We start from the raw sequence: 23531 nt of genomic DNA on the forward strand, positions 1-23531 counted from the left end.
AGAATGTGAAAAATAATTGGTTATATGAGGTGCAGGATGGGAAAAGAAAAATGGTGTTATATTAACTCTGGTCAATGTTCACCAGCATTTAATATGGCGTTAGATGAATGTTTATTAAATTGGCAAAGTGAAAAGAAAATGCCACCAACAATTCGTTTTTACGAATGGGAAGTACCAACATTAACAGTCGGGTATTTTCAGCGTGTTGAAAAAGATATAAATATGGATGTAGTTAACGAAAAGAAATATGGATTCGTTCGTCGTCAAACAGGCGGCAGGGGTGTACTACATGACAAAGAATTAACGTACAGTGTTATTGTGTCTGAAGATCATCCGGATATGCCAAAAACAGTTACAGAAGCATACCGCGTTATTTCGCAAGGCTTATTAGACGGTTTTAAGGCATTAGGATTAGAAGCGTATTATGCGGTTCCGAAAACAGAAGCGGATCGTGAGAATTTAAAAAATCCGCGTTCAGGAGTATGTTTTGATGCACCATCTTGGTATGAAATTGTAGTTGAAGGAAGAAAAATTGCAGGTAGTGCTCAAACACGTCAAAAAGGTGTTATCTTACAGCACGGTTCGATTCCGTTAGAAATAGATTTAGATGAGTTATACGATCTATTTTTATTCCCGAATGAACGTGTAAAAGAGCGTATGAAAAACATGTTTTCTTCTAAAGCAGTAGCGATTAATGAATTAACAGACCGTACATTTACGATTGAACAGTTAATTCAAGCGTTTGAAACTGGATTTGAAAAAGGTTTAGATATAGAGCTTGTGCCGTATGAACTAACAGAAGAACAGCTTCATGAAGTTCAAACTTTAGCAAAAGAGAAGTATGAAAGTAATGAATGGAATTATAAAAAATAAGGAGATGGCGACCGCCATCTCCTTGTTTTTATAGTAAATTAAGTACTTTTTCTACTTTGATTCCTTTATCTTGTAAAGAACGAAGGCGATTTACAACGTCCATAATTTCTTTGTCGAATGTAACGCTAATACCTTGGCTTTGTAGCTCTTTTTTTAATCCTTCAATAGAATCATCTATGTCGATGCCAAGCTCGTAATCTTGACAAACTTCAATTGTCTTTTTCACAAGTTTAACATAATTTTCTTGTAGTTTTGTATTTGTTTCAGTCAAAGCAGGTTGCTTCGGTTTTACAGGAGTAACCGGTGCTGTCTCTTGCTTTGTAACTGGAGTAGGTACTGCTTTTTTCACAGGTGCTGGAGTAGATAGTTCTACAGCTGCTTCAACACTTACTGACTTCGGTGTTGGTACCGGTGTAGGCTTAGGTGCTACAGCAGGTGTTTCGCGCATAACAGGTTTAGGAGCGGGTGTAACTGCTTTAGGAGCCTCTACAACTACTTCTTTGTTCGGAGTAGCTTCTACAACTGTTTCTTCTTGCTCAGCAGCTTCTTTATTTTCTTTGCTCCACATAACGCGTTCAATTTCTAGAGAAACATTGTTCTTATTCATCGCTGTTAATGTAACTTTACCAACTTCCGCGTTCCCAGTGAAATCAACAATTTTATAAATAACACTCTTGTTCCAATCCACGTTTCCGCTCAAAAATAATTCTTCGTTACATTTCGGCGTTAAGCCCTCGATTTTAATTTCTGCGTTTACACCGTTTTCACTATATACCATAATTAGCGAAGCATTTACATCTTCGTCTGCTAACATTAGTTCACGTACCATTTTGCCGGTGCGTACTTGCGTTTTCTTCTTAACTGACATCAAATTTCTCCTCTCAAAAACTCAGTAATAATAAAAAAATCGTATAACGAAAAATAATTGCTCACGAAGATTTATGATACCGATAATAAAAGCATCACGTCAACAATTAACTTTAATTATTTTGCATTTTTCTTATTTTCTTTATGAAATTTTTCAATTTGTAAAATTAGACAGAAGAAAAACAGCCGTTTGAAAGGCTGTTAAAAATTTGATTTTTTGTATAGTAATTTATATAAAATAAAAAATAGGATAGCGATTAAGGCGTTTTGCCAAAAGGTTAGATTATAAATGAGATAAGGTTGTTTTTTAAAATAGATATTTAAAAATACAGCTGAACAAAATGGAGTAGCAAATGCGAATCCAAATAGAATCCTTCTTTTCCAATTCATCGTTTGATCAAAAGAGTAGCGTTTTAATAAATATAAGATGAAAAGTATACCTAGTACGATAAGTGAAATAGACAAAGTAGTCCCAGGAATACTAAAAGGTGGGCTTAATCTTTCTGTATTCTTTTCAAAAAGAAAAATGAAAAAAGAAGCAACGGTATCCATTCCAAACTGTATAGCAAGAAGTAAGCTAATAACAAAGCCGATTAAAGAAAATTTTTCTAACTTAGTTGGAGCTGGCAAAGCCGCTATAAGTTCATCGCAATAAGGTTGTAAGTCATCACCAAAGATATCATAAGCATTTTTATTTTCTGCTTGTGCTTCGATGAGATGATCTAATATTTCTAATAATAGTTCTTCTACTTGATGTTCGGGTACGTTAGATAACCGAAGATATACTAACATATCACCATAAGCAACTTCGTTTTCAGGTGTTAGAAGTTTGCGTTTTCTGTTGTTTAGTTCTATCATATCTTTCGCCTTCATCCCTATCACTCCCCTTGTAATAAGTTGTTTACCGTCGTTGAAACCATCCCCCAGCTTTTTTTAAATTCTTCAAGCTGTTCTAATCCCTTATCAGTTACGTGATAATATTTTCGCTTCGGTCCAAGAGAGGAAGCCTTTAATGTACCTTCAATAAGTTTCTCTTTTTGCATGCGTAACAATAAAGGATAGATGCTTCCTTCACTTACGAATGTAAAGCCGTATTTATTTAATTTTGTACTTAGTTCATATCCGTACACTTCTTCTTGTGAAATGATATATAGAATGCAACCTTCTAGTACACCTTTTAACATTTGGCTGTGCATGATTTCACCACCTTTTATCCAGGTAACTTGCCTTGCAAGGTAGCTGTTATCCAAATTATAACATCTGGTAACTTGCTTTACAAGTTACTGAAGTGGAAAACTTTAATCTGTGTTAATTTTTCTTTGCTTCCCATACTAACGAGAGGAGGGAAGCATATGAAACCATTTATACCAAAACTCGTTTACTTTGAACCGAGGGCACTCGAATATCCGCTTGGAAAAGAGCTTTATGAGAAGTTTACGAAGATGGGATTAGAAATTCGTGAAACGACATCACACAATCAAATTAGAAATTTGCCAGGCGAAAATGAATTGCAAAAGTATCGTAATGCAAAAGCAACACTTGTCGTTGGGGTGAGGAAGACGTTAAAGTTCGATACATCAAAACCGTCAGCTGAATATGCAATTCCGCTTGCAACAGGGTGTATGGGACATTGTCATTATTGTTATTTGCAAACGACGCTTGGGAATAAACCTTACGTTCGCGTGTATGTGAATCTAGATGAAATATTTGAGAAGGCAAAGCAATATATGGATGAAAGGGCCCCTGAAATAACAAGATTTGAAGCGGCGTGTACATCCGACATCGTTGGAATTGATCATTTAACGCATGCATTAAAGCGGGCGATAGAGTTTATCGGAGAAAGTGAACATGGACGTTTACGTTTCGTTACGAAATATTCGCATGTTGATCATTTATTAGACGCAAAGCATAATGGGAAAACGCGTTTTCGATTTAGCATTAATTCACGTTATGTGATTAAAAATTTTGAGCCGGGGACATCACCGTTTGAAAAGCGAATTGAGGCGGCACGTAAAGTAGCAGGAGCTAATTATCCACTTGGTTTTATTGTTGCACCAATTTATATGCATGAGGGATGGGAAGAGGGATACCGAGAATTATTTGAGCGCTTGTACAATGCATTAAAAGATATGGCGATACCAAATTTAACATTTGAATTAATTCAGCATCGCTTTACGAAACCGGCAAAAAAGGTCATTCAAGAGCGTTATCCAAATACGAAACTTGAAATGGATGAAGAGAAGCGGAAATATAAATGGGGACGATACGGCATTGGAAAATATGTATATCAAAAAGATGATGCGGAAGTGTTGGAGGAAACAATAAGAAGTTACATACATGAGTATTTTCCCGATGCAGAAATTCAATATTTTACATAAGGGAACCTGTATGGGAATACGGATTCTTTTTTGTTTTATATATTTAGGCTCGTTTCTACCTTGTCACGTTATTCTTTCTGGTGTATCATTTTATTGATTGCTTCGTACGGAATAAGCAAAATGAAATTGGATGGAGGAAACCGATGCCTACCCCTAGTATGGAAGATTATATTGAACAAATTTATTTGTTGATTGATGAAAAGGGTTATGCCCGTGTATCTGATATTGCTGAAGCGCTTAGTGTACATCCATCCTCTGTAACAAAAATGGTACAAAAATTAGACAAAGACGAATATCTAATTTATGAAAAATATAGAGGGCTTGTATTAACATCAAAAGGTAAAAAAATCGGAGAACGTCTCGTATATCGTCATGAATTGTTAGAACAGTTTATGCGCATTATCGGTGTGGATGAAAGCAAAATTTATAATGATGTAGAAGGAATTGAACATCATTTAAGTTGGGAATCAATTGACCGTATCGGTGATTTAGTACAATACTTTGAACAAGATGAAGTTCGAGTAGAAACACTTCGTGGTGTTCAAAAAGCAAATGAAGAGAAAAGTAATTAAGGGGAACGTGTGGCGTTTCCTTTTTTATTTCAATCGAAAAGGACGGGAGAATAATGAAAGCAATTATTTTTGATTTTGATGGATTAATTGTGGACACAGAAACAATATGGTTTCACTCTTTCAGAGATGCTGTTCGTGAATACGGCGGCGAGTTACCTTTAGAGGAATTTGCAAAATGTATTGGAACGACAGATGAAGTGCTTTATGCATATTTAAAAGAGCAATTAAAAGAAAAATTTAACGAGCATGCATTAAAGGAAAAAGTAACAAATTTACATAAAGAGAAAATGAAAATACCAAAAGCGCGTGACGGGGTAAAAGAATATTTAGAAGAAGCGAAAGAACTTGGATTGAAAATCGCATTAGCCTCTAGTTCATCTAGGGAGTGGGTCGTTCGTTTTTTAGAAGAGCTACAAATTAGAGATTATTTTGAAGTGATTAAAACGAGAGAAGATGTAGAGAAGGTAAAACCAGATCCAGCTCTTTATAAAGTTACGATAGAAGAATTAGGAATTGAACTGTCAGAAGCTGTTGTATTTGAAGATTCATTAAATGGATTGAAAGCAGCGGTTGCAGCAGGATTAAAATGTATCGTCGTGCCTAATGATGTGACAAGAAATTTGCAATTTGAAAACCATCACCTTCGTATCGAAAGTATGAAAGAGAAAAGTTTGAAAGAAGTGCTTCAACATATAAAGTGAAACTTTAATCAGTAGGGTTTTTCGCATCTTCCACTGATTATTAGCCCCGCACCAACCGGGGGGAAAAAAGACCGTATTTCCTAAAAGGAAGCACGGTCTTTCTTTTTGTTTTTTTTACCTTCAATGACAGTTAAATGAGATTGTTTTCTTTTTCTTTTCAACGATGGAGAATTACCCTTTTTCCCCTTGTCATCAGAAGCATTTCGTTTCAAGAAAGAATTGCTTAGGGGTGCTACATTTTGTTTCCCGTGTTTGCGGTTCGATTGTTTCGCTGCACGCTTATATGAGCTTTGCGAATTTGCAGAACCACTAGAGTTTGTAAACATTTTGTAGAGTAAGTAAAAGATACCGACGACAGCCAACATGATACCAATGTTTTTCAATACTTCCATTGGATTTGTAATGACAGATGAAACAAGGCCGAATATTGCTAATCCGATAATAAGCACAAATATAGCGAATGTAAACGAACGACCGTTCATAAGGGACACCTCCTAAAAACATATATTAAAATTAGTATATTAACGATGAGGAAAGGAGTTGAACACCATTTTTAAATAATTATTGTTTGTTTTCTAAACGTAATAATTCTTCAAACGATGCGATTGCAACTTCCGCTTGATCATCTGTTGGTTCTTTTGTTGTTAATAGTTGCAGCCATAATCCTGGATATCCAAGTACTCGCAAAACAGGGACATCTCGTAATCGATTGGTAAATTGTAATACTTCAAAAGAAATACCGAGAACAACTGGAATTAATAAAATTCGGTTTACTACCCTTGCCCAAAGCGGATCTGTAGGGACGAGGAAATAGACAAACATTCCAATAATGACCGTAAATATAATAAAGCTACTGCCACAGCGATAATGGAGGCGAGTTTGCTTTTGAACATTTTCTACAGTCAGTGGAAGATTATTCTCATAAGCATTGATTACTTTATGTTCCGCACCGTGGTACTGAAATACCCGCTTAATAAGTGGGGTTAAAGAAATGAAGTATATATAGCTCAATAATAGCATGAGCTTAATGACACTTTCGACAATGATTTGCCCTGTATGAGATGGGAAAATCGGTCTCGTTAATTCAGCTAAAAGTGCAGGAACTGCTGTGAAAATTACTTTACCGAATATGAACGATAAAACGCCAACTGCTGCAACTCCTAATACCATCGTTAATTTTGATTGTTCTTCTTTTTTATTTGCAAATTGTTCATCATCTTCTGGGTGGACATCAAATCGTTCTGAAGCAAAGTTTAAATGTTTCGCTCCATTCGCACTTGCATCCACAATAGCGGCAATACCTCGTAAAAATGGAATCTTCTTTAGTAGAGACAATGCTTTATTACGAACGCGTGGTAAACGATAAAATTCAATCGATTTATCTTTACGACGAACCGCTGTAACAGTATATTCTCTACCGCCAAACATAACTCCTTCTATGACTGCCTGCCCGCCATATATTTGTTTTGACTCTTCTGCCATGTTAACACCAACCTGTATTTGTTTCTCTCTTATGTAGAAAAAGAGGCAATTGTCATACTTGGTTCTGTCATCTTGAAATAAGACAATCACCGAGTTTCTTTTATTTTATCGACAAATACAGGTAGATGACAAGTGAAAATGTTACGAGAGTCGGACATTTCTTATTCTTTTTATAGACAAATTTTGCAGGATTTAAACATGCTTCAAAATAGTTTCGGGCATACTATTGAGCGGAGGTGTCAATGTGAATCAAGAACAATCAACAATAAGAAACTTTGTACAAATTGGTTTATTTGGTGGCTTATTTTGGGGAGGGATATGGTATTTCCTTCATATATTCTCATTTACAGAAGCTGGCCCTAACTATTTACTTTTACCGTTTGCATTTGGAGATTGGAAAGAAGGGGTTTGGGGAAATGTACTAGGTATCGTTTGTATGGGACTTCTTTCAATTTTAGTGGCATTTCTCTATAAAGCTCTTTTTAAAAAGTTTGAAGGAGTATTACCTGGCGTACTATACGGTTTGTTTTGGTGGGCATTATTATTTTTGGGGATGGGGCTAATGGCACCTGTTATTAAAAGTGCACTCCATTTACCGAAAGAAACAATTGTAACGACAATATGTATCTTTATATTATATGGTGTTTTTATTTCGTATTCTGTAGCATTCGAATCGAATAATACGAATAGAGGAGAAGGGCTCGAGAAGACAAACTATTCAAACAAGTGATTCCTATGTTAAAATGTCGTATAGACATTCTTTAATATTAAGGAGTTTTAAGAAAATGAAAAAGTTACTCCTCGTAAACGGTCCGAACCTAAATCGCCTTGGCGTTAGGGAAGTAAATGTATACGGAAAAGGAACGTTAGCGACGCTTGAAGCAGATATGAAACAAGAAGCAGAAAAAATGGGAGTGGAATTAGAATGTTTCCAATCGAATCATGAAGGTGCTCTTATTGACATCATTCATGAGGCTGAAGATATATATGAAGGGATCATTTTAAATCCTGGAGCATTTACGCATTATAGCTACGCGATTCGGGATGCTATCGCAAGCGTGTCGATTCCAGTTATTGAAGTACATATTTCTAACATTCACGGGCGTGAGTCGTTTCGTCATGAATCTGTGACAACGGCTGTTTGTGCGGGACAAATTGTTGGATTTGGTTTTTATGGCTATAAGCTAGCGCTATTTGCATTAATGGAGAAATTGAGGGAGGCATAAAGTAATGGAAAAGATCGAGAGATTAAGAAGTGCGTTTGATGAGGCTGGTATTGACGGTATCGTATTAACGAATGAACATAGCCGTAGATATATGGCGAATTTCACAGGAACAGCTGGTGTTGTACTAATTTCAAAAGAGCGTGCTCTATTTATTACAGATTTCCGTTATGTAGAGCAAGCTAGTAAGCAAGCGGCTGGATACGAAATAGTGCAGCATACAGGATTAATTCTTGATGAAGTTGCGAAACAAGTTAAAGAACTTGGAATTCAAAAGCTAGGCTTTGAGCAAGATACTCTTACATATAGCTCTTACGTAACGCATAATGAAGCGATCGAAGCTGAATTCATCCCAACTTCTGGGCTTGTAGAAAAGTTACGCTTGATAAAGACTGATTCAGAGATTAAGATATTAAAGGAAGCTGCACAGATTGCAGATGCTGCCTTTGAGCATATTCTATCATTCATTCGCCCGGGAGTATCTGAAATTGAAGTGTCAAATGAACTTGAATTTTTCATGAGAAAACAAGGAGCAACATCTTCTTCGTTTGATATTATCGTTGCTTCAGGTCTTCGTTCGGCATTACCGCACGGCGTGGCATCTGAAAAAGTGATAGAAAAAGGAGATTTCGTCACATTAGACTTCGGCGCTTATTACAAAGGATATTGCTCTGATATTACTCGTACGATTGCAGTCGGTGAACCATCTGATAAATTAAAAGAAATTTATAATATCGTTTTAGAAGCACAACTACGTGGTGTGAACGGTATTAAAGCTGGTTTAACGGGTCGTGAGGCTGATGCATTAACGCGTGATTACATAACGGAAAAAGGATATGGTGAATACTTCGGACACTCTACTGGTCACGGAATCGGTCTTGAAATCCATGAAGCACCAGGTTTAGCGTTCCGTTCTGATACAGTACTTGAACCAGGTATGGCTGTAACAGTAGAACCAGGTATTTATATTCCAGGTGTTGGCGGGGTACGTATTGAAGATGATATCATTGTAACAAGTGAAGGTAATGAAGTAATAACGAAATCACCAAAAGAACTTATTATTTTGTAATACACAGGAGGATTTTTTTACATGATTTCAGTAAACGATTTTCGTACAGGTTTAACAATTTCAGTGGACAATGCCCTTTGGCAAGTAATGGATTTCCAACACGTAAAGCCAGGTAAAGGTGCTGCATTCGTTCGCTCTAAACTACGTAACCTTCGCACAGGATCTGTTCAAGAGAAAACATTCCGTGCAGGTGAAAAAGTAGAAAAAGCACACATCGAAAACCGTCGTATGCAATACTTATACGCGAGCGGTGAGTCTCACGTATTTATGGATAACGAAACTTATGAGCAAATCGAACTTGGCGAAAACCAAATCGAGCGCGAATTAAAATTCTTAAAAGAAAACATGGGAGTATCTATTATGACATACCAAGATGAAGTACTTGGTGTTGAACTTCCGAACACAGTTGAATTAACAGTGTCAGAAACAGAGCCTGGTATTAAAGGTGACACAGCTTCTAACGTAACAAAACCAGCTAAATTAGAAACTGGTCTTGTTGTACAAGTACCAATCTTCATTAACGAAGGCGAAATGCTTATCATCAACACTGGTGAAGGTAAATACGTTTCTCGTGCATAGTAGAAAAGCACTCGTGATTATCACGAGTGCTTTTTTTTATAGGAAATAGGGAAGATAGTAAATTGCGGTTATAACAAAACTAACTGTGACGAGTGAAAGAGTACCCATAATATATGGAGTCAAAATAATTTGAAAGGGTTTTATTTCACCAGTCTCAACACCAGTTAATGTTTTACTTACCGCGTGATCCGTAATGTTGTTTCTATGGTTACTCATAATAATTAGCCATGTGATTGCAAATATGGCTAAACTGCCAAGGAAAAAGCTATCCATAAATGACCAACCGACCAATTTTGAAAAAAGATAAATAAGGGCTAATTCTACCACGATTGTGAAACTAATTTTCAATACCTTCATATTTTTCCTCCTCACTTTGTAATTTCAACCAATTTAAAAAAATTTTACGTGATACGCCATGCAGTGAGCAAGGGGACTTTACTTCTTTCTCTAGTGCAGCGTGTTCTTCTGGAAACTTGTTTTCCACATGCAATGAAATGTACGGTAGTTTTTCTTGTGCTTTTAACGAGCGAATATTATTCGTTTTAGCACCAGCGAATACGTATGTAAGTTGTAAGTCTAAAAAAGCGATTTTAAAAATTTCTTTTTTAGCAGCCTCGTTATAGCCTTTTCCCCAGTAAGGATGGCCAAGCCAACTGCCAATGTGAGATTGTTTCTTCTCGTAATTAATATGTTTAAGTGTGGTGAGGCCGATTATTTCATTTTCTTCATTTAGAACCACTCTGGATAAAGATTTCTTTTGGTGCTCTTCTTCTATCGCAAAAAGAAGAAACGCTTTCGTGTCTTCGATTTTTTCTACCTGTATTCCTAATGCATTTTTTACATGTGGATCACTTGATAGCTTGAAAATCACATTTGCATATCGTAAATCTAGTGGTAACAAACGAACGTGCTGCATCGTCAAAACCCCTTTCTCATTAAATGTACCATAAAATACCATAAAATAATACGAATATTCAGATTAAAGGATGGGGATAGAGAAAAATTATGTTTTTACTTCTGAAATAGACAACCCCTGCATATGGTTGTACAAATATATTCTTTTTTAGAATACGAAATTAGTAACCGTTACGGGAGAAGGTGGGAGAATGAAACAGTGGCTAGCGGCAATGGAAACATCCGTGCTTGTTATGGGGTTACTTCGGTTGTTTTCAGGTAGCGCGGAAATATTCGCCGCTTTGCTTATGATTTACGTGAATGATGCGAAGAAAGCATTGTTTATAAATGGTATGTTGGCGTTTGTTGGTCCGACCGTATTAATTTTAACAATGACAATTGGCATAGCGAGTGTAGCAAGTGAGATTTCTTTCTTGAAACTCTTTTTTCTAGCGCTTGGAATTGGCTGCATTTTTATCGCGTTGTTGAAATAGTAAGTCGAGTATAGTGGGGAGAAGCTTATGAAAGAAGTATTAGAAGTTTTACCGAAAACGATGAGACAGTTAGTTGAAGGCTGTAAACAATACGACGCTCTAGAGGAAATTCGTGTTCGAATTGGAAGGCCCCTAGAGTGTATCGCACATGGAGAAGTGTTTTTCTATGACTATATCGCTACAGCGGAAGATGCAATCCATTTATTGAATAAATTAAGTCAATTCTCAATTTATACGATGGAAGAGGAATTGAAACGTGGATATGTGACACTACGAGGAGGACATAGAATTGGTCTAGCTGGAAAAGTCATTACAGAAAAAAGTGCAGTGAAAATGATTCGGGATGTCTCTTCGTTTAATATTCGGATTGCCCGTCAAAAAATAGGGATTGCTGAGCCGCTTCTGCCATATCTTTATGAATCACGATGGTTAAACACGATGGTAATAGGCCCACCGCAAACGGGGAAAACAACACTTTTAAGAGATGTAGCACGCTGTATGAGTCAAGGTGTAAGTGCTTCGAAAATCCCTTCATGTAAAGTGGGAATTGTTGATGAACGATCAGAAATTGCGGGCTGTGTGAAAGGAATCCCGCAATATGACTTTGGCACGCGAGTAGATGTATTAGACGCTTGTCCAAAAGCTGAAGGAATGATGATGATGATTCGTTCTATGAGCCCAGACATATTAATCGTAGATGAAATTGGACGTAAAGAAGATAGTGAAGCGATTATGGAGGCGGTACATGCAGGCGTTCAGCTTTTTATAAGTGCACATGGATTTTCTTATGATGATGTTGTGAAACGTCCATCGTTACAGGCGGTGCTGGAACTTGGTGTATTTGATAGGTTTGTGGAATTATCAAAAGCGAGAGGGCCAGGAACAGTTATGCAAGTGAAAGATAAGTATGGAAAATCAGTATTACCTCATAGAAAGGCTCAAGGCGTATGGTGAAAATATTTGGTGCGGTATTAATAGTTGCTGTTAGCACCTTTTTCGGATTTTCATACGCTAAAAGGTACAGTGAGAGACCGCGGCAACTTAGGTTATTGAAGGCAGCATTGCAATCATTAGAAGCTGAAATTATGTATGGACACACGCCGTTATCTGAGGCTGCAGAGCGTTTAGTCAAACAAATGCCGAAGCCATTAAATTGGATATTTCAAAGCTTTTCGAAACGGCTAGAGGGCGGGGAGCAAACAGTTAGAGAAGCTTGGATTGATAGTTTGAAGGAGAACTGGACGTTAACGGCGTTTAAACAAACCGAGTATGAAATACTGCAACAATTTGGTGAAACACTTGGACAACATGATCGTGAATCACAACAAAAACATATTCGCTTATGTATTACACATTTGGAGAGAGAAGAAGGAGAAGCGAAAGCATTACAACTACAATATGAAAAAATGATAAAGAGTTTAGGGGTACTAGCAGGGCTACTTATCGTAATTTTACTGCTATAGGGGGGAGAAAGGCGATGTCCATTGATGTTGGATTAATATTTCAAATCGCCGGAATCGGCATTGTTTTAGCTTTCATTCATACTGTACTAAAAGAATTAAAGCGAGAGGATATTGCAAATTGGGTTATCCTTGTCGGTTTTGTCGTTATTTTGTTTCATGTTGCATTTTTAATTAATACTCTATTCGACAAGATTAAAAGTGTCTTTCTCTTCCAGTAAAGGAGGCGGTTCGAATCGAAATTATACAAATTGTCGGATTAGGCCTCGTTGCTACATTTTTAGCTGCTGTTTTGAATCAGCATAAGTCTAGTATTACATCGTTATTTATTGTGTTCATTGGTAGCATGATGTTTCTTCTCTTAATCGATCAAATTCATTCTATTTTACAAATGATTGAGAGAGTGGCGAGTGAAGCGAAGGTTAGCAACGTATATGTAGAAACGTTATTGAAAATTATAGGGATTGCTTATATCGCTGAGTTTGGTGCGCAAATTACAAAGGATGCTGGTCAAGGTGCAATCGCTTCGAAAATTGAATTAGCTGGGAAAATCTTAATTCTCGTCATGGCAATTCCTATTTTGACGGTTGTAATTGAAACAATTCTCGGTTTTTTACCTACGGGATAAGGGGGAGTGAATGTTGAGGAAGTTTGGAGCTAAGCTACTATTTGCTTGCTTCCTTTTCTTTTCTTTACCGATTGTTGTACAAGCTTCTCCTATAGAAACAAACGTCGTTGATCAACAATTGGATAAGCTCGGAATTGAAGATGTGAAGCAATTTTGGGACGGGCTTGTTACAAAGTATGGAGGCTATTTACCAGAGAGTCAAAAAGGAAGCTTTATGGAGTTTGTAAAGGGAGAAAAAGAGTTCTCCATAAAAGAGTGGATGATAGGTCTACTAAAATATTTATTTCACGAGCTTGTTGCAAATGGAAAGTTACTTGGAACGCTCATTATGCTAACGATTTTCAGTGCATTGTTGCAATCGTTGCAATCTGCTTTTTCAAAGAGTAGCGTGAGTAAAATCGCTGATGCAGTCGTATACATGGTACTTATTATTTTCGCTTTAAATAGTTTTTATGTCGTCATGACATATGCAAGAGAGACGATACAAACAATGGTAGATTTCATACTAGCGTTATTACCAATTTTACTTGCACTCATAGCAACAGGCGGCGGTGTTGTTTCTGTAGCATTTTTTCATCCAATCATCATTTTCTTAATGAATACGAGTGGGCTTCTTATGAACTATATCGTTCTACCACTTTTATTACTTGCAACTATATTAAGTATTGTAAGTACGATGAGTGATCAATATAAAGTTACGAAATTGTCCAAGCTTTTGCAAAACGTTAGTGTTGGGATTATTGGTATCTTTTTGACGGTTTTTTTAGGTGTATTATCTGTACAGGGAACAGCGTCAGCCGTTGCTGATGGTATAGCTGTGAAAACGGCTAAATTTGTAACAGGAAACTTCATTCCTGTAGTAGGAAGGATGTTTACTGAGGCGGCGGATACTGTTATTAGTGCATCTGGATTATTAAAAAACACAGTCGGAATTATCGGGCTCGTTATTTTATGCTTAATTGTCGCTTTCCCAGCGATTCAAATTTTTTGTATCGCGTTTATTTATAAATTCGCAGCAGCAGTATTGCAACCAGTAGGCGGAGGAGCAATTATTCAATGTTTAGATATCATTGGACGAAGTATCATTTACGTATTTGCTTGCTTAGCTATCGTATCATTTATGTTCTTTTTAAGTATCACAATTATTATTGCTGCCGGGAACATCACTCTCATGATGCGGTAGGAGGTGAAGAGTGTGCAATTTGTTACAGAGTGGATTAGAAATATTATCGTTTTTTTACTCTTAGCGACAATGCTTCATCTTATTCTTCCAAATTCAAATTTGCAAAAGTACGTTAAATTCGTTGTAAGTCTATTGTTAGTCGTATTAATTTTAACGCCTCTATTTAAGTTGTTACAAACAGATGTAAATGAAGTTATCGCAAATTTCAATGAAGAAAAGTACGTAGCAGATGGATCTGTAAAAAATTCGATAGATTCGAAGAAAAAAGAAATACAAGCTCTAACACGTGCATATAGTTTAGAAGAGATGGCTACCAAAATGAAAAAAGACGTAGGAAAAGAGTTTGAGAAAAAGTATGGTATGACAGTCTCTGAAATACAAATAGTCGCAGTGGAAAGTGCAGAAGAAGTAAAGTCAGCGAAAGATATTCAATCTGTTGTTGTGACGTTGAAAGAAAAAGAACGTAGTAAAAATGATGCAATCGAAACAGTAAAGCCAATTGAAATTAATATGAAAGAACCTCCAAAAAAAATAGAAGAAACGAATGTAGAAATGAAAGATTTCTTTTCAAGCAGGTGGCAACTAGAGGATAAACAAATCCAAGTTCAGATGGAAGGGAGGACAGGTAGCGTAAATGGACAATAAAGATAAAAATTCGAGGTTCTCATTTTTTCGAAACCTATTAAATGGGGATGGAAAAGAAAGTAATGAGAAGGGGAAAAAGGTAACACCTAAGTTTTTGCTTGTCCTACTTATACTTGGGATTGCGCTTATGTTTTCTAGTAATTTCTTATCACCTAAAAAAGAAGAAGTGCCTGTGTTTAAAGAAAAGACAAGTCAAAGCCACGATAAAGATGTACCAACTTTCGGACAAAAAAACAATGATAATATGTCAAATGTAGAAAAATACGAAAAAGCGTATGAACAAGAATTGAAAGCTTCTTTAGAAGAGATAGCCGGAGTAAAAGACGTAACTATTAAAGTGAACTTAGATTCATCTGAAGAAAAAATACTCGAGAAAAATACAGTAAAACGTTCACAAACGACAGGTGAAACTGATAAAGCAGGCGGTAAAAGGGAAGTAGAAGACGAGTCTCTTGATGAAAAGACCGTCATTATACGTGAAGGTGATAAAGAAACTCCAATTGTTTTGCGAACAGAGAAACCGAAAGTACGAGGTGTTCTGGTCGTAGCAAAGGGAGTGGATAATATACAAATAAAAGCAATGGTAAAAGAAGCTGTGACGCGATTATTAGATGTACCAGCTCATCGCGTTTCAGTATCACCGAAAAATGGATAGGGAGGAAATAAAGTGTTAAAAAAACAAACGGTTTGGTTATTAACGATGTTAAGTTTAGTGGTTGTACTATCTGTTTATTACGTAACAACTCCTGATAAAATGAATACTGCAGCACCGGCAACGGGTGAAAAGATGGGACAAGAAAAGCAAGGTGCTGATAAAGCAGTTACAAAAGAAACAACGAAAGAAACTACAAATAAAGAGACAACAAAAGAAAGTACAAGCAAGGAAACTACAAATAAAGAAACAGACAAAAAAGAGAATGATAAAAAAGAAACAAGTAAAAAAGAGGCTAGCGTAACAGTTCAATCAAGCGATGAGAATTTCACAGCGTTACGTATGCAAATGGAAGATCAGCGTAGTGTAGAGAAAGAAAAGTTACAAAATGTAATGAAGTCATCAAAATCTTCAGCAGAAGAAAAGAGTAAAGCGAAAGATAATCTTGATGCAATCACTACAATGGAAACGAAGCAACAATTACTTGAGACAGTGATTAAATCTCAAGGTGGATATAAGGATGCTCTTGTAAGAGCTGATGGAACGGACATTAAAGTAACAGTTAAATCGGCAAAGCATTCACAAAAAGAAGCGAATAAAATTATTCAGCTCGTAAGAAGTGAGGGTGGTTCAAAAGATGTAGGTGTGAAATTTGATCCCTCAGTAAAATAAAGTGGCATATTCATTATAATGGGTGTTTTTTCTTCAAATTAGATAAAAGAATAATAGAAAAAAGCTATCGTTTTCGATAGCCTTTTTCTATTTCATCTTTGCAGTTGTATTTAGTATTTTCAATTGGAAACGGGGAAATACGCTGTGAGTAAAAGATTAATGGTTCATGATGATGGTGATTACTTTTTCCAGATTTGACGTGGATGAAGAGGACCAATGCCCAAATCACTACGGCAGGCAAGAACAGGATGAGCCATATCATATGTCCGCACCTCACTACAATAAATTTTCTACACTTTGAACATACTATTCTTTTATGAAGGAAGAATGAACGGCACGTAAACAAAAAAATAATATTTGGTAAAAATATGTTTTTTTACCGTAGATAAAATGAAGAATGCTGAGGGAATTACGTTTTTACACTTTACAGTTTTGAAAAAGTAAAGAATGTTTTTTAGGAAGTGGTCTTGCCAATTTTGTGTGAAACTTGGTATTATTACTAGGTAATAATTTTTTGGTGGAATAATATTTTTACAGGAGTTTCGATTTATAATAAAGAAATATAAATTGGAATGTTTAAAAAATTTAGCGTAAGATGGGAATAGTAAATATTTCTATTAGTAAATGTCATAGGAATAAATTTTCTAATAGAATACATCGTATTTTTACAGTAAATCAGTTTGATGCTAATCTGTAAAAACGGGACAAACAAGAGTATGGGAGTGGATTTTACATGTTTAAAATTCAAGAAGTTCGTGAATTAATTAAATTAATTGATAGCTCTAATATTGATGAATTTGAATACAAAAAAGACGGTACAACAATCAAAATGAAAAAACGTGGTAATGAAGTTGTTGCTGTGCAAGCACCGGTAACGAAACAGCTAGTACAACCAGCAGCATCTGTTGAAGTAGAAACAACAGTAGCGGCAGCGCAAGTAGAAGTGCAAAAACAAGAAGAAGAGAAAGCTGTTCAAAATGAAAACCTACATAAAATCACATCACCGATGGTAGGGACATTTTATTCCTCTTCTTCGCCTGATACACCTCAATATGTAAGTGTTGGGGACAGAGTATCGAAAGATTCTATCGTATGTATTGTTGAAGCTATGAAATTATTTAACGAAATTGACGCAGATGTAGAGGGCGAAATTGTTGAAATTCTTGTTAATAACGGACAGCTTGTTGAGTATGGACAACCGCTATTTCTTGTAAAAGCGTAATAAGGGAGTCTTTGTGATGATAAAAAAAGTATTAATAGCCAATCGTGGAGAAATTGCTGTACGAATTATTCGCGCTTGTAAAGAAATGGATATTGAAACAGTTGCAATTTATTCTGAAGCAGACAAAGAGTCACTTCATGTGCAAATTGCAGATGAAGCGTATTGTGTTGGACCAACGATTTCGAAAGAAAGCTATTTAAATTTGACGAACATTATTAGCGTTGCAAAATTGACAGGTTGTGATGCAATTCATCCGGGATACGGATTTTTAGCAGAGAATGCAGATTTTGCAGAATTATGCCGTGAGTGTAACTTGATTTTTATCGGTCCAAGCCCGGAAGCTATTTCAAAGATGGGCACAAAAGACGTTGCACGTGATACAATGAAAGAAGCAGGGGTTCCGATTGTACCAGGTTCACAAGGGATTATTAAAAATACCGAAGAAGCGATCGAGCTTGCTAATCAAATTGGATATCCAGTTATTATTAAAGCGACTGCAGGTGGCGGCGGAAAAGGTATTCGTGTTGCGCGCCATGAAGAAGAGCTTGTAAAAGGAATTCAAATTACACAGCAAGAAGCCAGTACCGCTTTTGGGAACCCTGGTGTATACTTAGAGAAGTACGTTGAAGATTTCCGCCATGTTGAGATTCAAATAATGGCAGATACACATGGAAATGCCATTCATTTAGGAGAGCGTGATTGTACAATTCAGCGCCGTCTGCAAAAACTATTAGAAGAAAGTCCATCACCTGCACTTGATGAGAATATTCGCAAGCAAATGGGTGACGCAGCAGTTAAAGCGGCGGTAGCGGTTGATTATACAGGTGCTGGTACGGTTGAGTTTATTTATGAATATAAAACGAAAAGCTTTTATTTCATGGAGATGAATACGAGAATCCAAGTTGAACATCCAGTTACTGAAATGGTAACAGGGATGGATTTAATTAAAGAACAAATTCTTGTTGCTTCTGGAGAAAAGTTATCGTTACAGCAAGAAGAAGTACAATTTAATGGTTGGGCAATGGAATGTCGAATTAATGCGGAAAACCCTGCCAAAAAATTTATGCCATCTCCAGGTAGAGTAGAAATGTACTTACCACCAGGCGGATTTGGTATTCGCGTCGATTCAGCTGTATATCCGGGATATTCAATACCACCTTTCTATGATTCGATGGTTGCTAAATTAATTGTTCACGGAAAAACACGTGAAGAGGCAATTGCAAAAATGAAGCGAGCGCTCAGTGAGTTTGTCATTGAAGGCGTACATACAACAATCCCGTTCCATTTGCAATTGTTAGATCATCCTGATTTTGTAAAAGGTGAGTTTAACACGAAATTTTTGGAAGAGCATGAACTTGTGACGCAGTGATACATTAAAGGAGGTTTTTTTCATGGCTGAACATATGTTAGATATGGGTCAAGATACAACTCTTGGAAAAGTAGAAATTGCACCAGAAGTAATCGAAGTAATTGCAGGTATTGCAGCTGCTGAAGTAGAAGGTGTAGCGGCAATGCGTGGTAATTTTGCTACAGATGTTGTTGAGAAGTTAGGTAAGAAAAATCATGGTAAAGGTGTAAAGGTTGAATTAGCAAACGAAGATATTATTGTTGACCTTTATGTTGTGATGTATTTTGGTGTAGCAATTCCGGTTGTTGCACAAAAAATTCAAGACAATATTCGCCAAGCACTCTTTACAATGACAGGACTTGAGCCAAAAGAAGTGAACGTTCACATCGTTGGCGTAACATTCGAAACACAAAAAACAGAAATCGAACCAGTGTAAGAGTGAAAAAAGGTGCCTAGTAAAATAGGCATCTTTTTTATCGTTTCATTTCTTCACAAATTAAAACCCTCGAATTATTATACTATTTCAAAAAATAAGAAATATAAAACGGGATGGTTCATTTTTCCAAAAAACGTACATTGTGATAAGATATGGAACTTGAAGTTAATCTTTTTATTATTTTTCAGCCTTGTACCCCGTGTGTGAAACGATAAATTGTGTTATTATCATTGTATTATAAGGTTGGAAAATCAATGAAAACTGCAAGAGTAAGTGAATTGACGGCTTATAAATTATAATAATATAACAAAACATAAGGAAAGACTTGAAGTATAAAGGAGAGTTACAATGAAACGTAGGACGGCTAGAGAAAGAGCAATGCAAGCATTATACCAAATGGATATTACAGGTGAATTAGAACCGAAAGTAGCGGTGGAAAATACGCTAGATGAAGGCGAAGAAACAAATGAGTTTCTAGAATCACTTGTTGTAGGATTTGTAGACAACAAAGAAGAGATTGACGCAGCAATTCGTCAAAATTTAAAAAAGTGGAAGCTTGAGCGTATTAGTATTGTTGATCGCAGTATTTTACGTGTAGCTGTGTGTGAGATGAAATACATGGAAGAAATTCCGCACAATGTAACAATTAACGAAGCAATTGAAATCGCGAAAACATTTGGGGATGAGGAATCTCGTCGTTTTATTAACGGCGTTTTATCTAATATAAAAGATACACTGTAATTTCTTTAAGGGGGAAACTTAAAATGGTAGCAGTAATCATCAAAGGAAATGAAGTTGCGGAGAAAAAACGAGCACAATTAAAAGAAGAAGTTGTGAAGTTAAAAGAGCAAGGGATTGTACCAGGATTAGCAGTTATTTTAATTGGAGAAGATCCAGCATCTCGTTCTTATGTAAAAGGAAAAGAAAAAGGCTGTGAGCAAGTAGGAATCTATTCAGAGCTAATTGAACTTCCTGAAACGATTACCGAGGAGCGTTTGCTTGCTGAAATCGATCGCTTAAATGGAGACGACCGCATTAATGGCATATTGGTACAATTGCCTTTACCAAAACATATTGAAGAAAAAGCTATCATTGAAAGAATTTCACCGGAAAAGGATGTAGATGGATTTCACCCAATCAGCGTAGGACGTATGATGACGGGACAAGACACATTCCTTCCATGTACACCGCATGGCATTTTAGAATTAGTAAAAGAAACGAATCTTGATATTTCTGGAAAGCATGTTGTTGTAATTGGAAGAAGTAATATTGTTGGTAAACCAGTGGGGCAACTGTTTTTAAATGAAAATGCAACTGTCACATATTGTCATTCTAAGACGCAAAATATAGAAGAATTATCGAAGTTAGCTGATATTTTAATCGTAGCCGTTGGACGACCGAAAATGGTAACAGCTGACTATATTAAAGAAGGTGCGGTTGTAATTGATGTTGGTGTTAACCGTTTAGAAACAGGCAAACTTTGTGGTGATGTTGATTTTGACAATGTATTAGACGTTGCAGGTTACATTACGCCTGTGCCAAAAGGAGTCGGCCCAATGACTATTACAATGCTTCTTCACAACACTGTGGAGTCTGCAAAGCGTGCAGGAGTTGTTTGTCAATAATTTGAATCGGCTATGAGGAGAGAGCAATGGAGAAACAATATTTAACCGTTACAGCATTAACACGCTATATTAAAACAAAAATAGAGTATGATCCGCATTTACAGTCTGTTTGGTTAAAAGGAGAAATTTCCAACTTTAAATATCATAGTCGTGGTCATATGTATTTTACATTGAAAGATGAAAATGCAAGAATTGCAGCGGTTATGTTTGCGGGTCATAATCGTAACATTAAATTCAGACCGGAAAATGGAATGAAAGTACTTGTAAAAGGAAAGATTTCTGTTTACGAGGCGAGTGGTTCTTATCAAATTTATATTCAAGACATGCAGCCTGATGGAGTTGGAAATCTTCATTTAGCTTATGAACAATTAAAAGTCCGATTAGAAGAAGAAGGGCTGTTTTCTCAAGTTTATAAGCGTCCAATCCCTGCATTTGCAAAAACAATCGGTGTTATAACGTCGCCAACAGGAGCAGCAATTCGCGATATTATAACAACAATTAAACGTCGTTATCCAATTGGAAATGTTATTGTGTTTCCTGTACTTGTACAAGGGGAGTCAGCGGCTCCCTCAATTGTACAAGCAATTCGTACAGCGAATGAAATGGGAGATATTGATGTTTTAATTGTTGGACGTGGTGGAGGCTCTATTGAAGAATTATGGGCCTTTAATGAGGAAGTAGTTGCAAGAGCAATTTTTACAAGTGAGATTCCGATTATTTCAGCTGTAGGTCATGAAACGGATTTTACAATCGCAGATTTTGTCGCGGATTTACGTGCACCAACACCGACTGCAGCAGCTGAGCTGGCGGTACCTAACATTATAGAGTTACAAGAAAAGGTATTACAAAGAACTCTGAGATTGCAAAGAGCAATGAGAGAGAGAGTACATAAAAAAGAAGAAAAACTGCAAGTGTTACAAAAATCTTATGCGTTCCGTTATCCAAGGCAAGTGTATGAGCAAAAAGAAGAGCAGTTAGACAGAGCTCTTGAACAACTTGTTTTAGCGAAAGAGCGTTATATAGATAAAAAAGTAAATCAATTAAAGCAACTTTCATTTTATTTAGAAAAGCACCACCCATCTCAAAAAATTATACAAACGAAAACGGCAATTGAAACGTTGCAAAAGCAGTTGCAACGTGAAATGCAAACGTTACTTCAAACGAAGGAGTTCGTATTTGTGAGAGCGGCTCAAAAGCTTGAAGTATTAAGCCCGCTTAAAGTAATGATGAGAGGGTACGGGCTTGTATACGATGAAGAGAAACAAGTATTAAAAAGCGTGAAAGATGTTAGCCTTGGAGATGCTGTTTCGGTTCAATTACAAGATGGAATACTAGATTGTAGCGTATCAAGCATAGAGGAGCGTGAATTGAATAATGGAAAATAAGTTAAGCTTTGAAGAAGCAATTTCGCAGCTTGAGCATCTCGTTTCTAAGCTTGAACAAGGTGATGTACCTTTAGAGGAAGCGATTTCTTATTTTAAAGAAGGCATGGAATTATCTAAGCTTTGTGATGAGAAATTGAAAGATGTACAAGAACAAATGGCAGTTATCCTTGGAGAAGATGGAGAGCTTAAACCGTTTACTGCTTTAGGAGATGAAGCATAGTGACACATATAGCTTTTGATGCTTTTTTGAAAGAGAGTAAAACTTTCGTAGAAGAAAATCTTGTAAGCTATGCAAATGAATTACAATGTCCAAATGTGCTTCGTGAAGCGATGGCATATTCTTTGGAAGCGGGTGGGAAACGTCTCCGCCCGTTACTTTTATTTGCAACGTTACAAGCGTTTGGGAAAGAAAGAAATCTTGGAGTGGGTGCAGCTTGTGCCCTTGAAATGATTCATACATATTCGTTAATTCATGATGATTTACCTTGTATGGATGATGATGATCTAAGACGAGGACAGCCTACCAATCATAAAGTATTTGGTGAAGCAATGGCAGTTTTAGCAGGAGATGGTTTGTTGACATATGCTTTTCAAGTTATTATGGCATATGGGCAAAAAGAAATCTCTGCTGAAAAAAAAGTAAGACTTGTACTTGAGCTTGCGAAAGCAGCAGGACCTGAAGGAATGGTTGCTGGACAAGTGGCAGATATGGAAGCTGAAGGAAAACGACTTACAATTAATGAATTAGAGTACATCCATAAGCATAAGACAGGTAAACTGCTTGAGTTTGCTGTACTTGCAGGAGCGATACTTTCTGATGCTACAGAAGAGCAAGAAGAGAAGTTACTTGCATTTGCAAAATATATCGGTCTAGCTTTCCAAATTAGAGATGATATTTTGGATGTAGAAGGAACAGAAGAAGAGATTGGAAAACCGATTGGTAGTGATGCTTCCAATGAAAAGAGCACATATACGACGTTATTTACTGTAGATAGAGCAAAATCTATTTTAGAGGAGAAAATTGCAAAAGCAAAAGATTCTATTAGCTCCTTACAATTACAAGATGAATATTTACTATCTATTTGTGATTTAATCGCAAAACGTAATAACTAATATAACAGCGTTTCCATTTGTTGAGTCATT

At 36.5% G+C, this 23531-nt stretch carries 33 protein-coding genes; 25 read left to right on the plus strand and 8 right to left on the minus strand.

Annotated features, from left to right (window positions below; translation table 11 throughout):
* Positions 1-36 precede the first annotated feature (36 nt).
* Positions 37-873 (plus strand): lipoate--protein ligase family protein, encoded by an 837-nt coding sequence (locus tag JTF23_RS05855; RefSeq protein WP_002145776.1) that lies wholly within the window; start codon positions 37-39, stop codon positions 871-873.
* A 28-nt stretch (positions 874-901) separates the two neighbouring features.
* Here JTF23_RS05855 and JTF23_RS05860 read toward each other — a convergent pair whose 3' ends face one another.
* The 3 genes from JTF23_RS05860 to JTF23_RS05870 form a co-directional block, all read right to left on the minus strand.
* Positions 902-1741, minus strand: coding sequence for a hypothetical protein (locus tag JTF23_RS05860; RefSeq protein ID WP_078180995.1), 840 nt, complete (start codon positions 1739-1741; stop codon positions 902-904).
* A 200-nt stretch (positions 1742-1941) separates the two neighbouring features.
* Positions 1942-2613, minus strand: coding sequence for a DUF1129 domain-containing protein (locus JTF23_RS05865; protein ID WP_204208272.1), 672 nt, complete (start codon positions 2611-2613; stop codon positions 1942-1944).
* 5 nt (positions 2614-2618) lie between these two features.
* Positions 2619-2936, minus strand: a complete 318-nt coding sequence (locus tag JTF23_RS05870) for a PadR family transcriptional regulator (RefSeq protein ID WP_002160515.1) — start codon at positions 2934-2936, stop codon at positions 2619-2621.
* 156 nt (positions 2937-3092) lie between these two features.
* On the opposite strand from JTF23_RS05870, the gene splB reads away from it, so the two are divergent.
* The 3 genes from splB (at position 3093) to JTF23_RS05885 (ending at position 5391) form a co-directional block, all read left to right on the plus strand.
* Entirely contained in the window at positions 3093-4118 is a 1026-nt protein-coding gene (splB, locus tag JTF23_RS05875; protein ID WP_204208273.1) for a spore photoproduct lyase, read from the plus strand.
* A gap of 143 nt (positions 4119-4261) precedes the next feature.
* A complete protein-coding gene (gene mntR / locus JTF23_RS05880) occupies positions 4262-4690 on the plus strand; it encodes a transcriptional regulator MntR (protein ID WP_001143080.1) in 429 nt (142 codons plus the stop codon).
* 53 nt (positions 4691-4743) lie between these two features.
* The gene (locus tag JTF23_RS05885) at positions 4744-5391 is read left to right on the plus strand and encodes an HAD family hydrolase (RefSeq protein WP_204208274.1); all 648 of its coding nucleotides are present in this window, start codon (positions 4744-4746) and stop codon (positions 5389-5391) included.
* A gap of 80 nt (positions 5392-5471) precedes the next feature.
* Here the strand turns inward: JTF23_RS05885 and JTF23_RS05890 are convergent, their stop codons facing one another.
* Both JTF23_RS05890 and JTF23_RS05895 read right to left on the minus strand, forming a co-directional pair.
* Positions 5472-5873, minus strand: coding sequence for an SA1362 family protein (locus JTF23_RS05890; protein WP_002015046.1), 402 nt, complete (start codon positions 5871-5873; stop codon positions 5472-5474).
* A gap of 79 nt (positions 5874-5952) precedes the next feature.
* Positions 5953-6873, minus strand: coding sequence for a DUF1385 domain-containing protein (locus tag JTF23_RS05895; protein WP_002160519.1), 921 nt, complete (start codon positions 6871-6873; stop codon positions 5953-5955).
* Positions 6874-7117: 244 nt separating this feature from the next.
* On the opposite strand from JTF23_RS05895, the gene JTF23_RS05900 reads away from it, so the two are divergent.
* From JTF23_RS05900 to efp, 4 genes are read left to right on the plus strand one after another with little or no spacing between them, the layout of a single operon-like run.
* Positions 7118-7603 carry a YqhR family membrane protein gene (locus tag JTF23_RS05900; RefSeq protein WP_002160520.1) on the plus strand — a complete coding sequence of 162 codons (486 nt, stop codon included), beginning with the start codon at positions 7118-7120 and terminating at the stop codon, positions 7601-7603.
* 55 nt (positions 7604-7658) lie between these two features.
* Positions 7659-8099 carry a type II 3-dehydroquinate dehydratase gene (aroQ, locus tag JTF23_RS05905; RefSeq protein WP_204208275.1) on the plus strand — a complete coding sequence of 147 codons (441 nt, stop codon included), beginning with the start codon at positions 7659-7661 and terminating at the stop codon, positions 8097-8099.
* 4 nt (positions 8100-8103) lie between these two features.
* Positions 8104-9165 carry a Xaa-Pro dipeptidase gene (gene pepQ, locus JTF23_RS05910; RefSeq protein ID WP_204208276.1) on the plus strand — a complete coding sequence of 354 codons (1062 nt, stop codon included), beginning with the start codon at positions 8104-8106 and terminating at the stop codon, positions 9163-9165.
* Between the two features lie 21 nt (positions 9166-9186).
* The gene (gene efp, locus JTF23_RS05915; protein ID WP_002033989.1) at positions 9187-9744 is read left to right on the plus strand and encodes an elongation factor P; all 558 of its coding nucleotides are present in this window, start codon (positions 9187-9189) and stop codon (positions 9742-9744) included.
* Between the two features lie 36 nt (positions 9745-9780).
* On the opposite strand, the gene JTF23_RS05920 is transcribed toward efp, so the two are convergent.
* Together JTF23_RS05920 and JTF23_RS05925 are read right to left on the minus strand one after the other, a co-directional pair.
* Complete coding sequence (locus tag JTF23_RS05920; protein ID WP_204208277.1) at positions 9781-10101, minus strand: hypothetical protein; 321 nt, start codon at positions 10099-10101, stop codon at positions 9781-9783.
* On the minus strand, positions 10082-10660 hold the full coding sequence (locus JTF23_RS05925; protein ID WP_204208278.1) for a GNAT family N-acetyltransferase: 579 nt from the start codon (positions 10658-10660) through the stop codon (positions 10082-10084). The genes JTF23_RS05920 and JTF23_RS05925 overlap by 20 nt, the downstream gene beginning before the upstream one ends.
* Before the next feature lie 190 nt (positions 10661-10850).
* On the opposite strand from JTF23_RS05925, the gene JTF23_RS05930 reads away from it, so the two are divergent.
* The 9 genes from JTF23_RS05930 to JTF23_RS05970 are packed head-to-tail and all read left to right on the plus strand — an operon-like array spanning position 10851 to position 16372.
* A complete protein-coding gene (locus JTF23_RS05930; RefSeq protein WP_204208279.1) occupies positions 10851-11132 on the plus strand; it encodes a YqhV family protein in 282 nt (93 codons plus the stop codon).
* Between the two features lie 27 nt (positions 11133-11159).
* Positions 11160-12086: a stage III sporulation protein AA gene (gene spoIIIAA / locus JTF23_RS05935; RefSeq protein WP_204208280.1), complete on the plus strand. Its 927-nt coding sequence runs from the start codon at positions 11160-11162 to the stop codon at positions 12084-12086.
* A complete protein-coding gene (gene spoIIIAB, locus JTF23_RS05940) occupies positions 12080-12595 on the plus strand; it encodes a stage III sporulation protein SpoIIIAB (RefSeq protein WP_002111763.1) in 516 nt (171 codons plus the stop codon). Before spoIIIAA ends, spoIIIAB begins: the two co-directional genes overlap by 7 nt.
* Positions 12596-12609: 14 nt before the next feature.
* Positions 12610-12813 (plus strand): stage III sporulation protein AC, encoded by a 204-nt coding sequence (gene spoIIIAC / locus JTF23_RS05945; RefSeq protein WP_000020914.1) that lies wholly within the window; start codon positions 12610-12612, stop codon positions 12811-12813.
* A 23-nt stretch (positions 12814-12836) separates the two neighbouring features.
* Positions 12837-13220 (plus strand): stage III sporulation protein AD, encoded by a 384-nt coding sequence (gene spoIIIAD / locus JTF23_RS05950; RefSeq protein ID WP_078172833.1) that lies wholly within the window; start codon positions 12837-12839, stop codon positions 13218-13220.
* A 10-nt stretch (positions 13221-13230) separates the two neighbouring features.
* The gene (gene spoIIIAE, locus JTF23_RS05955; RefSeq protein WP_002111760.1) at positions 13231-14403 is read left to right on the plus strand and encodes a stage III sporulation protein AE; all 1173 of its coding nucleotides are present in this window, start codon (positions 13231-13233) and stop codon (positions 14401-14403) included.
* A gap of 12 nt (positions 14404-14415) precedes the next feature.
* Positions 14416-15048 (plus strand): stage III sporulation protein AF, encoded by a 633-nt coding sequence (gene spoIIIAF, locus JTF23_RS05960; protein WP_002111758.1) that lies wholly within the window; start codon positions 14416-14418, stop codon positions 15046-15048.
* A complete protein-coding gene (gene spoIIIAG / locus JTF23_RS05965) occupies positions 15038-15703 on the plus strand; it encodes a stage III sporulation protein AG (protein WP_204208281.1) in 666 nt (221 codons plus the stop codon). Before spoIIIAF ends, spoIIIAG begins: the two co-directional genes overlap by 11 nt.
* Positions 15704-15715: 12 nt before the next feature.
* Positions 15716-16372, plus strand: a complete 657-nt coding sequence (locus JTF23_RS05970; protein WP_002111756.1) for a SpoIIIAH-like family protein — start codon at positions 15716-15718, stop codon at positions 16370-16372.
* 64 nt (positions 16373-16436) lie between these two features.
* Here the strand turns inward: JTF23_RS05970 and JTF23_RS05975 are convergent, their stop codons facing one another.
* Positions 16437-16634, minus strand: coding sequence for a DNA recombination protein RecO (locus JTF23_RS05975; protein WP_078172836.1), 198 nt, complete (start codon positions 16632-16634; stop codon positions 16437-16439).
* Positions 16635-17105: 471 nt separating this feature from the next.
* On the opposite strand from JTF23_RS05975, the gene accB reads away from it, so the two are divergent.
* From accB to ispA, 8 genes are all read left to right on the plus strand, one after another.
* Positions 17106-17594 carry an acetyl-CoA carboxylase biotin carboxyl carrier protein gene (gene accB, locus JTF23_RS05980; protein WP_204208282.1) on the plus strand — a complete coding sequence of 163 codons (489 nt, stop codon included), beginning with the start codon at positions 17106-17108 and terminating at the stop codon, positions 17592-17594.
* A 16-nt stretch (positions 17595-17610) separates the two neighbouring features.
* Positions 17611-18963, plus strand: coding sequence for an acetyl-CoA carboxylase biotin carboxylase subunit (accC, locus tag JTF23_RS05985; protein WP_002160529.1), 1353 nt, complete (start codon positions 17611-17613; stop codon positions 18961-18963).
* A gap of 22 nt (positions 18964-18985) precedes the next feature.
* Positions 18986-19378, plus strand: a complete 393-nt coding sequence (locus JTF23_RS05990; protein WP_000807630.1) for an Asp23/Gls24 family envelope stress response protein — start codon at positions 18986-18988, stop codon at positions 19376-19378.
* A 348-nt stretch (positions 19379-19726) separates the two neighbouring features.
* Positions 19727-20119, plus strand: a complete 393-nt coding sequence (nusB, locus tag JTF23_RS05995) for a N utilization substance protein NusB (protein ID WP_002067080.1) — start codon at positions 19727-19729, stop codon at positions 20117-20119.
* A 23-nt stretch (positions 20120-20142) separates the two neighbouring features.
* Positions 20143-21003: a bifunctional methylenetetrahydrofolate dehydrogenase/methenyltetrahydrofolate cyclohydrolase FolD gene (folD, locus tag JTF23_RS06000; RefSeq protein ID WP_002160530.1), complete on the plus strand. Its 861-nt coding sequence runs from the start codon at positions 20143-20145 to the stop codon at positions 21001-21003.
* A 26-nt stretch (positions 21004-21029) separates the two neighbouring features.
* Positions 21030-22388, plus strand: coding sequence for an exodeoxyribonuclease VII large subunit (gene xseA / locus JTF23_RS06005; RefSeq protein WP_204208283.1), 1359 nt, complete (start codon positions 21030-21032; stop codon positions 22386-22388).
* Positions 22378-22608, plus strand: coding sequence for an exodeoxyribonuclease VII small subunit (xseB, locus tag JTF23_RS06010; RefSeq protein ID WP_000428422.1), 231 nt, complete (start codon positions 22378-22380; stop codon positions 22606-22608). Before xseA ends, xseB begins: the two co-directional genes overlap by 11 nt.
* Complete coding sequence (ispA, locus tag JTF23_RS06015) at positions 22608-23501, plus strand: (2E,6E)-farnesyl diphosphate synthase (RefSeq protein ID WP_002160531.1); 894 nt, start codon at positions 22608-22610, stop codon at positions 23499-23501. Before xseB ends, ispA begins: the two co-directional genes overlap by 1 nt.
* The last annotated feature ends 30 nt before the right edge of the window (positions 23502-23531 follow it).

Origin of the sequence: Bacillus sp. RIT 809, assembly GCF_016892495.1 — a bacterium.
Lineage (GTDB): Bacteria > Bacillota > Bacilli > Bacillales > Bacillaceae_G > Bacillus_A > Bacillus_A cereus_U.

What these genes read in the sequence shown, in the direction of transcription:
- JTF23_RS05855 (WP_002145776.1), top strand. Translation starts at nt 37, where the DNA reads ATGGGAAAAGAAAAATGGTGTTATATTAACTCTGGTCAATGTTCACCA.
- JTF23_RS05860 (WP_078180995.1), bottom strand. Translation starts at nt 1,741, where the DNA reads ATGTCAGTTAAGAAGAAAACGCAAGTACGCACCGGCAAAATGGTACGT.
- JTF23_RS05865 (WP_204208272.1), bottom strand. Translation starts at nt 2,613, where the DNA reads ATGAAGGCGAAAGATATGATAGAACTAAACAACAGAAAACGCAAACTT.
- JTF23_RS05870 (WP_002160515.1), bottom strand. Translation starts at nt 2,936, where the DNA reads ATGCACAGCCAAATGTTAAAAGGTGTACTAGAAGGTTGCATTCTATAT.
- splB (WP_204208273.1), top strand. Translation starts at nt 3,093, where the DNA reads ATGAAACCATTTATACCAAAACTCGTTTACTTTGAACCGAGGGCACTC.
- mntR (WP_001143080.1), top strand. Translation starts at nt 4,262, where the DNA reads ATGCCTACCCCTAGTATGGAAGATTATATTGAACAAATTTATTTGTTG.
- JTF23_RS05885 (WP_204208274.1), top strand. Translation starts at nt 4,744, where the DNA reads ATGAAAGCAATTATTTTTGATTTTGATGGATTAATTGTGGACACAGAA.
- JTF23_RS05890 (WP_002015046.1), bottom strand. Translation starts at nt 5,873, where the DNA reads ATGAACGGTCGTTCGTTTACATTCGCTATATTTGTGCTTATTATCGGA.
- JTF23_RS05895 (WP_002160519.1), bottom strand. Translation starts at nt 6,873, where the DNA reads ATGGCAGAAGAGTCAAAACAAATATATGGCGGGCAGGCAGTCATAGAA.
- aroQ (WP_204208275.1), top strand. Translation starts at nt 7,659, where the DNA reads ATGAAAAAGTTACTCCTCGTAAACGGTCCGAACCTAAATCGCCTTGGC.
- pepQ (WP_204208276.1), top strand. Translation starts at nt 8,104, where the DNA reads ATGGAAAAGATCGAGAGATTAAGAAGTGCGTTTGATGAGGCTGGTATT.
- efp (WP_002033989.1), top strand. Translation starts at nt 9,187, where the DNA reads ATGATTTCAGTAAACGATTTTCGTACAGGTTTAACAATTTCAGTGGAC.
- JTF23_RS05920 (WP_204208277.1), bottom strand. Translation starts at nt 10,101, where the DNA reads ATGAAGGTATTGAAAATTAGTTTCACAATCGTGGTAGAATTAGCCCTT.
- JTF23_RS05925 (WP_204208278.1), bottom strand. Translation starts at nt 10,660, where the DNA reads ATGCAGCACGTTCGTTTGTTACCACTAGATTTACGATATGCAAATGTG.
- JTF23_RS05930 (WP_204208279.1), top strand. Translation starts at nt 10,851, where the DNA reads ATGAAACAGTGGCTAGCGGCAATGGAAACATCCGTGCTTGTTATGGGG.
- spoIIIAA (WP_204208280.1), top strand. Translation starts at nt 11,160, where the DNA reads ATGAAAGAAGTATTAGAAGTTTTACCGAAAACGATGAGACAGTTAGTT.
- spoIIIAB (WP_002111763.1), top strand. Translation starts at nt 12,080, where the DNA reads ATGGTGAAAATATTTGGTGCGGTATTAATAGTTGCTGTTAGCACCTTT.
- spoIIIAC (WP_000020914.1), top strand. Translation starts at nt 12,610, where the DNA reads ATGTCCATTGATGTTGGATTAATATTTCAAATCGCCGGAATCGGCATT.
- spoIIIAE (WP_002111760.1), top strand. Translation starts at nt 13,231, where the DNA reads ATGTTGAGGAAGTTTGGAGCTAAGCTACTATTTGCTTGCTTCCTTTTC.
- spoIIIAG (WP_204208281.1), top strand. Translation starts at nt 15,038, where the DNA reads ATGGACAATAAAGATAAAAATTCGAGGTTCTCATTTTTTCGAAACCTA.
- JTF23_RS05975 (WP_078172836.1), bottom strand. Translation starts at nt 16,634, where the DNA reads ATGATATGGCTCATCCTGTTCTTGCCTGCCGTAGTGATTTGGGCATTG.
- accB (WP_204208282.1), top strand. Translation starts at nt 17,106, where the DNA reads ATGTTTAAAATTCAAGAAGTTCGTGAATTAATTAAATTAATTGATAGC.
- accC (WP_002160529.1), top strand. Translation starts at nt 17,611, where the DNA reads ATGATAAAAAAAGTATTAATAGCCAATCGTGGAGAAATTGCTGTACGA.
- JTF23_RS05990 (WP_000807630.1), top strand. Translation starts at nt 18,986, where the DNA reads ATGGCTGAACATATGTTAGATATGGGTCAAGATACAACTCTTGGAAAA.
- nusB (WP_002067080.1), top strand. Translation starts at nt 19,727, where the DNA reads ATGAAACGTAGGACGGCTAGAGAAAGAGCAATGCAAGCATTATACCAA.
- folD (WP_002160530.1), top strand. Translation starts at nt 20,143, where the DNA reads ATGGTAGCAGTAATCATCAAAGGAAATGAAGTTGCGGAGAAAAAACGA.
- xseA (WP_204208283.1), top strand. Translation starts at nt 21,030, where the DNA reads ATGGAGAAACAATATTTAACCGTTACAGCATTAACACGCTATATTAAA.
- xseB (WP_000428422.1), top strand. Translation starts at nt 22,378, where the DNA reads ATGGAAAATAAGTTAAGCTTTGAAGAAGCAATTTCGCAGCTTGAGCAT.